10 protein-coding genes are annotated in these 12,928 nt (G+C 66.2%); 3 read left to right on the top strand and 7 right to left on the bottom strand.

Annotation, left to right across the window (positions count from 1 at the left end):
- Positions 1-31: 31 nt before the first annotated feature.
- The 4 genes from GGR73_RS17395 to GGR73_RS17380 form a co-directional block, all read right to left on the bottom strand.
- Positions 32-1,627 (bottom strand): APC family permease, encoded by a 1,596-nt coding sequence (locus tag GGR73_RS17395; protein ID WP_024940772.1) that lies wholly within the window; start codon positions 1,625-1,627, stop codon positions 32-34.
- 159 nt (positions 1,628-1,786) lie between these two features.
- Positions 1,787-2,158: a hypothetical protein gene (locus GGR73_RS17390; RefSeq protein ID WP_065032928.1), complete on the bottom strand. Its 372-nt coding sequence runs from the start codon at positions 2,156-2,158 to the stop codon at positions 1,787-1,789.
- A gap of 35 nt (positions 2,159-2,193) precedes the next feature.
- Positions 2,194-2,970: a LytR/AlgR family response regulator transcription factor gene (locus tag GGR73_RS17385; RefSeq protein WP_039525156.1), complete on the bottom strand. Its 777-nt coding sequence runs from the start codon at positions 2,968-2,970 to the stop codon at positions 2,194-2,196.
- Positions 2,967-4,262, bottom strand: a complete 1,296-nt coding sequence (locus GGR73_RS17380; protein ID WP_184458107.1) for a histidine kinase — start codon at positions 4,260-4,262, stop codon at positions 2,967-2,969. Before GGR73_RS17380 ends, GGR73_RS17385 begins: the two co-directional genes overlap by 4 nt.
- Before the next feature lie 313 nt (positions 4,263-4,575).
- On the opposite strand from GGR73_RS17380, the gene GGR73_RS17375 reads away from it, so the two are divergent.
- Complete coding sequence (locus GGR73_RS17375) at positions 4,576-5,790, top strand: FAD-dependent oxidoreductase (protein WP_184458105.1); 1,215 nt, start codon at positions 4,576-4,578, stop codon at positions 5,788-5,790.
- 23 nt (positions 5,791-5,813) lie between these two features.
- Here the strand turns inward: GGR73_RS17375 and GGR73_RS17370 are convergent, their stop codons facing one another.
- The gene (locus tag GGR73_RS17370) at positions 5,814-6,008 is read right to left on the bottom strand and encodes a hypothetical protein (RefSeq protein ID WP_024938471.1); all 195 of its coding nucleotides are present in this window, start codon (positions 6,006-6,008) and stop codon (positions 5,814-5,816) included.
- A 542-nt stretch (positions 6,009-6,550) separates the two neighbouring features.
- On the opposite strand from GGR73_RS17370, the gene GGR73_RS17365 reads away from it, so the two are divergent.
- Positions 6,551-7,057: a YciE/YciF ferroxidase family protein gene (locus GGR73_RS17365; RefSeq protein ID WP_016900918.1), complete on the top strand. Its 507-nt coding sequence runs from the start codon at positions 6,551-6,553 to the stop codon at positions 7,055-7,057.
- 134 nt (positions 7,058-7,191) lie between these two features.
- Positions 7,192-8,091 carry a manganese catalase family protein gene (locus tag GGR73_RS17360; protein WP_024938472.1) on the top strand — a complete coding sequence of 300 codons (900 nt, stop codon included), beginning with the start codon at positions 7,192-7,194 and terminating at the stop codon, positions 8,089-8,091.
- Positions 8,092-8,347: 256 nt separating this feature from the next.
- Here the strand turns inward: GGR73_RS17360 and GGR73_RS17355 are convergent, their stop codons facing one another.
- Positions 8,348-8,920, bottom strand: a complete 573-nt coding sequence (locus GGR73_RS17355) for a hypothetical protein (protein ID WP_046344548.1) — start codon at positions 8,918-8,920, stop codon at positions 8,348-8,350.
- Between the two features lie 264 nt (positions 8,921-9,184).
- Positions 9,185-12,739 (bottom strand): CheR family methyltransferase, encoded by a 3,555-nt coding sequence (locus tag GGR73_RS17350; RefSeq protein ID WP_184458103.1) that lies wholly within the window; start codon positions 12,737-12,739, stop codon positions 9,185-9,187.
- Positions 12,740-12,928 lie beyond the last annotated feature (189 nt).

Below are 12,928 nucleotides of genomic sequence, written 5' to 3'. Positions count from 1 at the left end.
CTTGTTTCAGCAGCAATCAGCGATCAGGCGCTCACGCCTGCGCGACGGCCTTCTCCACCGACGGGGTGCGCCAACCGCTGCGCACACCCCAGATGTAGAACACCGCGCCGACTGCAGCCACTACCGCAAGATCGGTGCCGTAGCTGAGATAGCCATGGCCGCCGAAGTCGCTGCTGCCGGCCCAGGACAGCAGCGCGATCGTCGGCAGATAGCAGATCATCCAGGCCGCGCCCTTGAGGTTGCGGCCAAGGTCCGGCCAGCCCTGCTTGGCCTGGTAGTAGCAGTACACCGGTAGCGCCACGACCATCAGCAGGATGATCTCGCCGGTCAGCGGCCAGCGCGCCCAGTACAGCAGCTCGGTCGCCATCACGAAGGCCACGCCGGCCAGCACCGGCAGCGCGGCGATGCGCAGCGGGCGATGCAGCTCCGGCGCGTGCCGGCGCAGCGCCATCGCGCTGATCGGGCCGGTGAGGTAGGAAATGATGGTCGCCACCGAGATCACCGCCGCCAGCGTGCCCCAGCCGCGGAAGAAGAACAGGAACACGAACGACACCGCCAGGTTGAAGAACATCGCCATGCGCGGCACGCCCCAGACCGGGTGCAGCTTGCCCAGCACCGACGGCATGGTGCCGTTCTTTTCCATGCCGTAGACCATGCGCGCGGTGGTGGCGGTATAGGTGATGCCGGTACCGCTGGGGCTGACGAACGCATCGATGTACAGCAGCATGGCCAGCCAATGCAGGTTGACGATGATGGCCAGCTCGGCGAACGGGGAGCGGAAATCGATGCCGTGCCAGCCGGCCTTGGCCAGCAGGTCCGGCGGCACCGCGCCGATGTAGGCCACCTGCAGGATCACGTAGACCACCGTGGCCAGCGCAATCGAGCCCAGCACCGCGAACGGAATGCTGCGGCCCGGGTTGCGCGCTTCACCGGCCAGGTTCACCGGGCTCTGGAAGCCGTTGAAGCTGAAGACGATGCCGGCGGTAGCCACCGCGGTCAGCACCGCGGCCAGGTCGATCACGTGCGCATCGCCGTGGATGCCGACGCTGAAGTTCTCGCTGTGGAAGCCGCTGGCGATCAAGGCCACGCCGGTCGCCGCCGGCACCACCAGCTTGAACACGGTGATCAGCGTATTGGAGCGCGCGAACAGCTTGACGCTCCAGAAATTGAGGAAGAAATACACCAGCACCAGCACCGCCGAGATCAGCAGGCCGGGCACCGACAACTCCCCCGCCCCGCCGGGTGCCTGCACATACAGGCCCTGCGCCCAGGCCCATGGCCAGGAGGCCATGTACTGCACCGAGGCCTCGGCCTCGACCGGGATCACCGACACGATCGCGATCCAGTTGGCCCAGCCGGCGATGAAGCCCACCAGTGAGCCGTGCGAGTAATGGCTGTAGCGCACCATGCCGCCGGACTCGGGGAACATCGCGCCCAGTTCCGCGTAGGACAGCGCGATGGTGGTGATGATCGCTGCACCCAGAATCCAGGCCCAGATCGCACCGGGGCCGGCCAGGCCGGCGGCGCGCCAGGCACCGAACAGCCAGCCGGAACCGATGATCGAGCCCAGGCCGGTGAGCATGAGGGCGAAGGGGCCAACGTCGCGGCGTAGCGATTGTTCGGACATGAGAAGCCTGGCAGTGAGGACGCCGTGAACCGGCAACAAGCCGGCAATCATCGCAGAAGCGGCCGCTGATCGTCAGTGCGTATTCAGGCTTGCGTCCGGTTGCATGGCTTGCGACATAGCCGAAAGGGCTTTCGGCCAAGCCAGGCCGGCAACGCCCGCTCAGCCATGGCAGTCGGCGCTGGGCGCGCTGGTATCCACACAGGTGTGCGCCTGACGCGGAATGCCACGCAGTTCGCGCACCTGCCCGGGTGTCAGCGCAAAGCTGTCCAGCGTCCTGCGTGCGCAGGCTGGTGTACCCGTCGTGTTGCTTGCGGCAGGCGCGGCGCAGTGTTCCTCGTACACCAGGTAATGGCAGCGACCGCTGCTGCTGGCCAGGCAGTGCACATTGAGGTCGGTGGCGGTGGCCAGGGTCTTGCTGAAGATCACGTCCTGGCCATTGCTGGTGGCGCGGGTGATGGAGGTGGTGCCGTTGCGGTCGTGACAACCGGCCAAGGCAAGCAGGCAATACACGAGGGAGGCGATCAGGCGCATATCAGCAATCCTTTCAGTCGATGCGATCGGGGGAATTACATGCCGCGGAACAGGCTCATGAAGGGCTGGCTGACGGTGAGCGTTTCGCTGCGCCCGCGCAGCGCCAGCCGGCCCTTGCCGGTGTCCTCGCGCACCACCGAGGCGACCGCCTTCATGTTGACGATGGTGGAGCGGTGGATCTGCTTGAACACCTGCGGGTCCAGCACGTCGAGCAACTCGCGCAGCGGCGTGCGCAGGATCGCCTCGCCGGCGGCGGTCATCACCGTGGTGTATTTCTGGTCGGCCTGGAAATACGCCACCTCGTCCAGCGCGATCAGGCGCGTCTCGCGGCCGCTGCTGGCGGTGAGCCAGGCCAGTGGCGGCGCGGCGCTGGGGGCAGCAGGGCGTGCTGACAGGCGCTTCAGCAAGGTCTCCAGCAATTGGCCATCCGGCTGACCGGCGGCGGCGCGCTGCTGCACGCGCTGCCAGGTGGCCTGCAGGCGCTCGCGGCTGATCGGCTTGAGCAGGTAGTCCACCGCGCCGTGTTCGAACGCATCGATGGCGTACTGGTCGTAGGCTGTGACGAACACCACCTGGGTACGCGGGCTGACCTCGCGCAGCGCACCCGCCACCTCGATGCCGGTGAGCCCGGGCATGCGGATATCCAGGAACACCACATCGGGCTGCTGGGTGGCGATGGTCTCCAGCGCGCTGGCACCGTCTTCGCATTCGCCCACCACCTGCAGCTGCGGGCACACCTCGGCCAGCAGCGCGAGCAGGGATTGCCGCAGCAACGCTTCGTCTTCGGCGATCACCGCACGCAGCGCGCTCATGCCTGCACCTGCGCGGTGGAGCTGTGCGCGCCGGGCAAGGGCGGCGGCATGCGTGTGGCGGTCATCTGCGCCGGCAGCGGCAGGCTGATGGTGGCGGCCACACCGCTGGGGAAATTGGACACGATGGCAAAGCTGGCCTTGCCGGCGTAGATCAACTGTAGCCGCTCGCGCAGGTTCTTCAGGCCGATGCCGGTGCCTTGGGTGTGGGTGCCGAAGCCCTGGCCATCGTCGGCCACGGTCAGCGTGGCGTGGTCGTCGACGCGACGCGCAAGGATCCATATCGTGCCGCCGCCGGGCTTGGGTTCCAGCCCGTGCTTGATCGCGTTCTCCACCAGGGTTTGCAGCATCATCGACGGCAGTTGCAGCGCGCGCAGCTCGTACGGCACCTCCACCTGCAGGACCAGCCGCGTGCCCATGCGGATGCGCAGGATTTCCAGATAGGCCTGGGTGCGTTCGAGTTCCTCGCCCAGGGTGGAGATGGCCCCGTCGGCGCTGGGCAGCGAGCTGCGCAGGTACTGGATCAGGTGCCCGATCATGATCTCCGCGCGCGGCGGGTCGGTGCGTGCCAGCACCTGTGCGCTGGCCAGCGTGTTGTAGAGAAAGTGCGGCTCGACCTGCGCATGCAGCAGGTTCAGGCGGGCCACCGCCAGTTCCTTTTCCATCACCGATTGCTCGGCCGCGGCCTGCTCGTCGCGACGTTGCTCGCCGACCCGGCGCACCACCGCGCGATTGATCGCCTCGGCATTCTCGTAATTGCTGCCTTCGTCCACCGCGAACAGATCCACCCAGGCACCGGCGTCGGGTTCGCACAACACCGTGACGCTGCTGGTGCCCTGCCCCGGCGTGATCGTCACCAGCACCTGGTTGCGCTTGATCGCAAAACGCGCGAACAGGTTCCAGCGCGAGGGCTGACGTCCTTCGTAAGGGTCGATGCGGCGCACCTTGGCGCGGATCAGCAGGCTGCCGGGCGCGCATTCGATGTCCTGCACGCGCGGCAACGCGCGCACGGCCTCTTCGACCACGGCAAAGCTGGCCTGCACGTCCAGCGGCACCTCGATCTGGCGGCGCTGGCGGGTCGACAAGGTGTCGTGATCCAGCCGCCCGGCGATCAGGCGCACCCGGCGCACATGCGTGATCGCACTCATCAGGGCAAGCGTCAGCAGCACCACGCAGATCAGCCCGAAGAACGCGCCGGTGGAGCCGAACAGCTGCGCCCACATGGTCGCGGCCACCAGCAACGCGGCAGCCCAGGCGAACACGATACGCACGATCAGGAAGACGCTGGCAGACACGGGTGGGAGCTCGTTGGGTTGGGACGCGGCGAGCATAGCCGGCAAGCGATCGGGCGAACGCCCCCGGGCGACGAATGGCCGCTGGCGCGGCTTCAACTGCCCGGATCGCGGTGCGAAACCGGCCTGGTCGACGGTGGCAGGCACAGATGCGCGCGGTATGCTCGGCGTGCGCGACCGACGATGCTGCGGGGTGCAGGTCGCTGGCGCGCAGCGCAGGGCCTGGCGTTTACCGGTACTGCACCGCGCGCTACGCGTGGCCGGCCGCGCGGGCGCCGTTATCCCAATCACCTTCTCTACATCGCTCAGGAGCCGCATGCACCGTCGTCATTTCCTGCACAGCGCCGGCCTCGCGCTCGCGGCCGCTTCCACCGGAAGCTGGGCCACGACCGGCAAGGCGGCCGCTGCGCCGTCCTCGCCGCTACCCGCCACGTCGCCGGGCGCCTCGCCCGACCAGTTCGCCGCAGCGCCGCCGCTGGCGCCGATCCGCGCGGCGGTCGATCGCATCATTGCGATCAACGGCTGCACCCGCCCGTTCCGTGCGCAGGGGCCGCGGATCGAGGCCGAGCGCATCGGCCGCAAGACGGTGGTGCACAACTATGGACATGGCGGCAGCGGGTGGTCGCTGTCGTGGGGCGCGGCCGAGCATGCGCTGCGGCTGGTGCAGGCCGCCGGTGCGGATGCGCGCGAGCTGGCGGTGATCGGCTGCGGCGCGATCGGGCTGACCACCGCGCTGGTGGCGCAACGTGCGGGCCTGCGCGTGCGCATCTATGCGCGCGAGCGCCTGCCGGACGTGCGCTCGTTCTACGCCACCGGCGTGTGGTCGCCGGACTCGCGCGTGTGCACCAGCGAGCACGCCAGCGCCGATTTCAGGACCCGCTGGGAAGAGATGGCGCGCATTTCGTTTCGCCGCTACCAGACCCTGCTGGGCCTGCCGGGCGAGCCGATCGAATGGCGCGATGGCTATGCGTTGTCGGATGTGCCGTTCGATCAACCGAGCGCGTCGGCCGAAGCGCACGAGCCGGACTACCCGCCACTGGAGCGCGACCTGCTCGACGATCTCGGCCCACGCTCGCAACCGGTTGCGCCCGGCAGTCATCCGTTTCCGGTGCCGTTCGTGCGCCGCTACAGCCAGCTGACCTTCAACCTCAGCGCCTACGCGCGCCTGCTGATGGACGACTTTCTGCGGGCCGGCGGCGAGCTGTACACGCGCAACTTCGAGCATCCGCGCCAGTTCGGCCAGCTGCGCGAGAAGATCCTGGTCAATGCCACCGGATATGGCGCGCGCGCATTGCTTGGCGACGACAGCGTCATCCCGGTACGTGGGCAGACCGCACGCCTGATTCCGCAACCGGAAGTGACCTACGGGTTGGTCTGGCGCGGCCACAATCTCAATGTGGTGCCGCGTCGCGATGGCTTGCTGGTGCAGTCGCAAGGTGCCCACGATTTCAACAACCCCGATGCCACGCCGGATCACGCCGCGTCCGCAGCAGCGGTCCGCGAGCTGGCACGATTGTTTCCTGCGCGCTGAATCGGTTTTCCCGCGCGTTGCGCTCAGGACTCGCCAAGCGAGGCCTGCAGCGCGCGGGCCAGGGCGGCATCGCCGCTGACCAGTTCGTCCCACCGCAAGGCCACGCCTTTGCGTCGGCCTTTTTCGACCAGCTTCAAGCCCTGCGGGTCGATGACCAGGGTATAGACCTGCTCGCCGATCTGCAGCTCGCGGCGTAACGGTTTGTCCAACGGCGTCATGGCAGCTCCAGGGGCAAGGACCAGCCATCGGTTGTAGCGCATCGGTCTGCAACGGCGTGCATTCCCGGCAGTGCATGCCGCACGGTGCCGGTGCAATCGCTGCGCGTGCGCATCGACATCCGCGCAATGGCATCGACATCGGCACAGGCGCACCGGTGCCGCACGCACGGCCGCGGTCATACGCGTTGCGCATGCATCTCGAGAAGCCGGCATCAATTTCGGTCGGTTGCAGTGCGGTTGCCGCGGCTCGGCGCTGGCGAATCGATTACCTGCGCATCATCACCGCGCTGCTCACGGCACAGGTCGTTATCGCCTTGGCGTCACCGCATCCACCGATCGCGCTAACACGCCGACGATTAGCGTAGCCACCATGCGAGACAGCGTGAGCAAGCACGACAACAACGCTGCATTGCGGGCTTGGCGCCACGCCAGGCACTGCGATGCCGCAGTGACGATGCAGCTGGTCCGCACGCAAGCGCAGGCAAGACGCACACACGCTGCACCGCATCGTTTATCTACCTATCCATCCAAAGGAGCCGCCCATGGCGATCAAGACAATTGAAGAGCTTTTCGTCCACGAGCTGTCGGACATCTACAGCGCAGAAAAGCAGTTGACCAAATCGCTGCCGCGCCTGGCGCGTGCGGCCACTGAACCCAAGCTGGTGGAAGCGTTCAAGCTGCACCTGGAAGAAACCCAGGGCCAGATCGAACGCATCGACCAGATCGTCGAACTGCTCGGCATCAAGCTCAAGCGCATCAAGTGTGCCGCGATGGAAGGCCTGGTCGAGGAAAGCCGCGAGGTGATCGACGAGATCGAAGAAGGTCCGGTACGCGATGCGGCACTGATCGGCGGCGCGCAGAAGGTAGAGCATTACGAGATCGCCTCGTACGGCACCATCGCTGCGATTGCGAAGCAGCTGGGCTATACCGATGCGGTCAGCCTGCTGCTGTCGACGCTGGAAGAAGAAAAGGCCACCGATGAAAAGCTGACCCTGCTCGCCGAGCAAGGCGGTAATCAAAAGGCATCCAAGGCCAGCAAAGCGGCCTGATGCATCGCGCGGGCGGCGCTGCCGCCTGCGTTTGTCCGCATCCCGCGGGCAACCCCCACCCATAGCCAGCCTCAGGTTTCTGCGCGCATGCCGCGTTGCAGTCGTCGTCGGGCGCCAGCCAGGAAATACCATCAATGTTTATGCATAACAAGCGTCTGATGTACACCGTTCGCGTGGCCGAACCCAATCCGGATCTGGCCACCTTGATGCTCGAGCAGTTCGGCGGACCGCAAGGCGAGCTTGCTGCAGCAATGCAGTACTTCACCCAGGCATTGGGCGAAGACGATCCGGGCCGCAAGGATCTGTTGTTCGATATCGCTACCGAAGAACTGAGCCACCTGGAAATCATCGGCTCGATCATCGCCATGCTCAACAAGGGCCCCAAGGCCGTGCTGTCCGAGGGCATGGAAGAGGCCATGGAGATGCGCTCCATGACCCAGAACAGCACCAGCCACACCCAGCAGATCCTGTACGGCGGTGGCCCGGCCCTGGTCAACTCCAGTGGCGTGCCGTGGACCTCGGCCTATGTCGATTCGATCGGCTGCCCGACCTCGGACATGCGCTCCAACATCGCTGCAGAAGCACGCGCCAAGCTGGTCTATGAGCGCTTGATTACCGTCACCGATGATCCGGGCATCGTGGATGCGCTGCGCTTTTTGATGACGCGCGAGGTGGCGCACCAGAAGTCGTTCGAGAAGGCGCTGTATTCGATCGAGCCGAACTTCCCGCCGGGCAAGCTGCCGGGCGACCCGCGCTTCACCGACATCTACTACAACATGTCGCAGGGCGAAGGCGATACGGTCGGCCCGTGGAATGCCGGCGAGCAGTGGGATGTGGTGGCAGACCGTGAGCTGCAGTCCGCAGTCGACGGTGGCGATGGTTCGGCCACGGTTGCGCTGGATGCGACCCAGACCGAAGCGCTGGACGCGATGTCGCTGCGCCTGCTGTCCAATCCAGAACTGGATCGGGTGACCGGTGCGGACCTGGGCGCAGGCCCGGGTGCCGGCTCCACCACCGGCGACATCCAACGCTGATCTTCAGCGCTAGCAGTTGCTGAGACTGGCCCGGGTCGTTCGCGACCCGGGCTTTTTGATGCACGCAACTGCGGCGGATGGCCGGCGAGATGGCGCCGGTCGGCATCGCGGCGACGTCGGCGTATCACCTGCGACGACCATGCAGCACGGATGTGGCTCGATACAAGACGCCGACGCGTGCGCAAGGTGTTACCGAACGACTGAAAAGAAAAGAGGCCCCGACAGGCCTCCTGGTATCAGCGCGTGCCCGCGCCGCTCATACCGGCGCGGTGTGCGTGGCATGCGCTTCGCTGGCCCACTCCGGCCGCACGCCTGCTGCCGTGGTGCAACGCTCAAGCCGCCACGGCATCAAATGACGCATCGCCTCCTCGCCACTGACTTGCAACCAGTGCGTGGCATCGCCTGCGACGCATAGTGGGCGCTGTGTCGGCAGGCTGGTCGAGGAAGCGACCAGCAGCGAGAACCCCATCTGCAGGCGGCCGCCAATGTCCATGACATTGCGCAGGCCCGCGGCATACAACGCGCCGCCATCCTGACTCAGCCAGGTCGCCGACGTGGCACCATCAGCCGATGCGGCGCAGACAAAGCCACACAGCGGGATCAGGCAGCGCTGGGTTTCCCAGATGGCGAGGTCCACGCGCCCCAGCCACTCCGGCTCCTGGGTATTGATCGAGCGCTGCTGTCCCGGAGCGCGTCGACCGAAGGTTGCACGCTCTTCGCGCTTGCCGCCGCGGTCGGCAACCAGGATGTCGGCATCGGCACCCACACCGATCTCGACCCAGGCATTGCTCGCAACGCGGCCCGACAACTGAAGAATGCGCGTAATCATGTTTACTCCACTGTGCATCTGGATGACAGCGGGAGCTACGCACAATACGCGCCAAGTTTTAGGGATGCCGCGCACTGATGCACCGCAATGGTCCTGCATGATGGCCGTGGCATCGGCATCGTTGCGAGGTGCGAATCCGTCGCAACATGTGCACGCACGCGCAGGAATTTCCGTGAGGGGCGCGTCGGGATGCGCAGCATTTTGCACATCGGCATGGCCGCGCCTGCCGGAGTGCGCACGGACTGCACGCGCGCGTGCAGGTCTCTAGCGCTCGTGCAGCGAGGTCAACGGCAACTGGATCTCGCATTCCAGGCGTGTATCGCTGAGCTCGTAACGCGTCTGTGCGCCATGGCTGTACGGCAGCGCCTTTTCGATCAGACGGCGGCCGAATCCGCCCGCCTGGTCGCGGTCGTCGCGCCGCTGCTGGCTGGCACCTTCCTCGATCCACGACAGCACCAGACGCGCGGAGGCGTCGTTGGTGGACACCACGTCCCAGCGCACCGACAGCGTGCCGGTCTCCACCGCCAGCGCCCCGTACTTGAGCGCATTGGTTGCCAGTTCGTGCAGCGCCAGCGCCAGCGTCTGCACCGTGGACTTGCGCAGCGCCACATCCGGGCCTTCCACCACGATGCGCTGTTGGTCGGGCTCGGCGCCGAGCGCATCCAGCTCCATGCGCAGCAGCGCACCGATGGTGGTGGGCTCGTTGTCCGACTGCGACAACAGTCCTTGCACACGCGACAACGCAGAGAGCCGGTCGTCGAACCTGCCGGCGAATTCCGGCATGCTGTGGCTGGTCTGGACGGTCTGCTTGGCGACCGACTGCACCACGGTGATCAGGTTGCGGGTGCGGTGCTGCAATTCGCTGACCAGCACGCGCTGTTCGTCCTGCAGGCGGCGCAAATTGTCCGATTCGGTCGAGGTTCCCAGCCATTCCAGCACCTGGCCGCGCTCGTCCAGCACCGGCGCGCTGCGCGTATGGAACCAGCGGTAGCCGTCTTCGGCTGCGTTGAACAGGCGGTGTTCCACATCCAGCCCGCCGGTACGCGCACTGTCGTGCCAGGCGTTCAGGGTCAGCTCGCGCTCGTCCGGATGCACCACCTGCAGCCAGCCCAGTTCCAGGCTCTCGCCATCGCGCTGGCCGGTGTAGCTGGACCATTGCGGGCTGGACCAGGTCCAGCGGCCGCCATCGAGCGAGCGCCACACCAGTTGCGGAATGCCTTCCATCAAGGTGCGCAGGCGCTGCTCGCTGCTGCGCAACGCGCGCTCGGCGCGTGTCAGCGGGGTGACGTCCATGAAGGTCAACACCGCACCGCCGATGAAATTATTGACGGTGCGGTACGGCAGTACGCGCACCATGTAGCGCGCGCGCGTGGCGGGGTTTTCCACCTCGCGGTCCAGCACCGCCAGCGTGCGGATCACCCGGCGCACATCGTCCTGCAGCTCGTCGTAGGCCACGTGCAGCTTGATGTTGCTGATCGGCCGGTGGATGTCGCTTTCCACCAGCGGCAGGATGTCGGTGACCGCGGGAGTGAAGTTGGTGACGCGCAGCTCGTTGTCCAGGAACACGGTGGCGATCTGGGTGCTTTCCAGCAGGTTCTTCAGGTCGCTGTTGGCATGCGCGAGTTCCTGCACGCGGTGGGCCAGCTCGCCGTTGACCGTGGTGACCTCCTCGTTGACCGACTGCAGCTCTTCCTTGGAGGTTTCCAGCTCTTCGTTGGCGCTCTGCAGTTCTTCGTTGAGCGACTGGTACTCCTCGTTGGAGGACTTGAGCTCCTCGTTGGTGCTTTCCAGCTCCTCGATCATCGACTGCAGACGCTCGCGGGTCATGCGCAGCTCGTTCTCCAGCGCCTGCACGTGCGCATTGTCGGACACGGTATCTCTCGGCGGCGCCAGCTCGGCCAGTTCACGCGCTTCCACTTCCTGGAACAACACCACATAGCCGCGCGGCACGTCCGAATCGGAGGTCGGCTCCACGAACAGGTCCACCGCCAGGGTCGCCGCGTCCTCGTGCATCTGGATACCCCTGGCCTGCACCGGCGTCATGTCCGCTTCGGCACGGCTGAGCGCGCTGCGCAACTCCAGCCGCAGGTCGCGGTGAACCAGGTTGAGCAGGTTGAGGCTGGGTGCGCCGCCGCCGGGACGAATGAAACGCCCGGCCTGGGAAGAGAAATGCAGCACGTCGAAATGCTCGTCCAGCACCGCATAGGCCGGGGCATAGCGATCGGCGATGCGCTCGCCGGCGCGCACCAGTGCATTGCTGACACTGTGCTGCTGGCGGTTGGCCGCCGGTGCATGGCCATCCAGTCCGAGCGAAGACGACGGGAAGGTCGCATGCATGCGGCTGTCGGCATCGATCTTCTGGAACACGCGGAAGCTGCGCTCCACCGGTGCGAACAACTTGGCATGCCGCGAGACGTTTTCGGCGTTGCCCAGGAACAGATAGCCGCCGGGCTTGAGGGCGAAGTGAAACACCGGGATCACCCGGTTCTGCAGCTCGGCGTCCAGGTAGATCAGCAGATTGCGGCACGACACCAGATCCAGCCGCGAGAACGGCGGGTCCTTGACGATGCTGTGCTGCGAGAACACGCACAGCTCGCGCAGCTGCTTGCTCACCACATAGGTATCGCCCTCCTTGACGAACCAGCGCTGCAGGCGCTCCGGCCCCACGTCGGCGACGATGCTGGACGAATAACGCCCCACCCGTGCGATGGCCAACGCCCGCCCGTCGATGTCGCTGGCGAAGATCTGGATGCGCGGCGCCACGTCCAGCGTCTGCGCATGCTCGCGCAACAGCATCGCCAACGAATAGGCCTCTTCGCCGGTGGAGCAACCCAGCACCCACACCCGCAGGTGATCGCCCGGCTGCTTGCCCTGGAACAGGCGCGGAATCACCTGCTGTTCCAGAAACTCGAACTCGCGGCGGTCGCGGAAGAACTGGGTGACGCCGATCAGCAGATCGTTGAACAGCAGCAGCGGTTCGTCGAAGCGGCTGCGCAGCTGCTCCAGATACTGTTCCAGCGTGTCCACCTGCACCACCTGCATGCGTCGCTGCACGCGGCGCAGGAACGTGGCGCGCTTGTAGCCGTGGAAATCATGGCCGGTGGCATTGCGCAGGATGCTGGCGACCTGGCTGAGCTGATCGTTCTCGCTGCCGTTGCGCACGCCCACCGGTGCCGGATGACCGAAGCGATGGTGGCGTTGCATATGCGCGGCGATGCGTGCGGCCACGCGCGGCAGCGGCAGGATGTCGTCGCTGATGGCGGCCGGGTTGCCGGCACTGCGCAGATCCATGCCATGTAACGACGGGTCGTCCACCGCCAGCGCCAGACCGCCACATTCCTTGATCGCGGCGGTGCCCAGGGTGCCGTCGCCATCGAAGCGGCCCATGATCAGGCCGATCACGTTGCCGTCCTGGTCGTGCGCCATCGAAACGAAGAAACTGTCGATCAAGCCGTGATCGCTGGCTTCCTCCAACGGGCGCAGCCGCAGCCGGCCTTCTTCCAGGGTCACCAGGGTCTGGCTGGGCGGTAGGTAAATGCGCCCGGGATGCAGCGCATCGCCGTCCTCCGGCGCCAGCAGCAGGCTGGATTGCGGGCCGAGTAACTCGCGCAGGCGCGGCTCGTCCAGCAAGTGGCGATCGCGCAGCAACAGCATGATGACCAGATTGGGCGCCCCGGCGACCGCGTCGAGCAGCTCGGCCAGGCGGGTGGCATCCAGGCCATCGGCGCCGACACCGAGAACGAATAACGGCGGTGGCGCCACGGCGTCGTGCACAGGGGTCGCTGTGGTGTCGTCGCAGGAAGTGTCGTCGTCAGTCATCGCATCGATCGCGTCGGGTGTGAGGCGCAATCGTCAATGATGGCGCAAACCCGCCTCTACTGCTACGCGGCGTCTGAGCGGTACAGCTGCCTTGCACAACCGGTTCTGGAAGCGCCTGCTTACGCGCGGCGTTAACCGACGCGACGCGCACTATGGCTTGCGCGTCGCCAGACAGCGCCACCGCTCCAG

It is taken from the genome of Xanthomonas sp. F14, from assembly GCF_014199865.1.
Note: the sequence above shows the minus strand (reverse complement) of the source record. Positions and strands in the feature narration are given on the sequence as shown.

Coding starts and splice junctions, on each gene's coding strand:
- GGR73_RS17375 (WP_184458105.1), top strand. CDS start 4,576: ATGCACCGTCGTCATTTCCTGCACAGCGCCGGCCTCGCGCTCGCGGCC.
- GGR73_RS17355 (WP_046344548.1), bottom strand. CDS start 8,920: ATGATTACGCGCATTCTTCAGTTGTCGGGCCGCGTTGCGAGCAATGCC.
- GGR73_RS17370 (WP_024938471.1), bottom strand. CDS start 6,008: ATGACGCCGTTGGACAAACCGTTACGCCGCGAGCTGCAGATCGGCGAG.
- GGR73_RS17390 (WP_065032928.1), bottom strand. CDS start 2,158: ATGCGCCTGATCGCCTCCCTCGTGTATTGCCTGCTTGCCTTGGCCGGT.
- GGR73_RS17360 (WP_024938472.1), top strand. CDS start 7,192: ATGTTTATGCATAACAAGCGTCTGATGTACACCGTTCGCGTGGCCGAA.
- GGR73_RS17365 (WP_016900918.1), top strand. CDS start 6,551: ATGGCGATCAAGACAATTGAAGAGCTTTTCGTCCACGAGCTGTCGGAC.
- GGR73_RS17350 (WP_184458103.1), bottom strand. CDS start 12,739: ATGACTGACGACGACACTTCCTGCGACGACACCACAGCGACCCCTGTG.
- GGR73_RS17385 (WP_039525156.1), bottom strand. CDS start 2,970: ATGAGCGCGCTGCGTGCGGTGATCGCCGAAGACGAAGCGTTGCTGCGG.
- GGR73_RS17395 (WP_024940772.1), bottom strand. CDS start 1,627: ATGTCCGAACAATCGCTACGCCGCGACGTTGGCCCCTTCGCCCTCATG.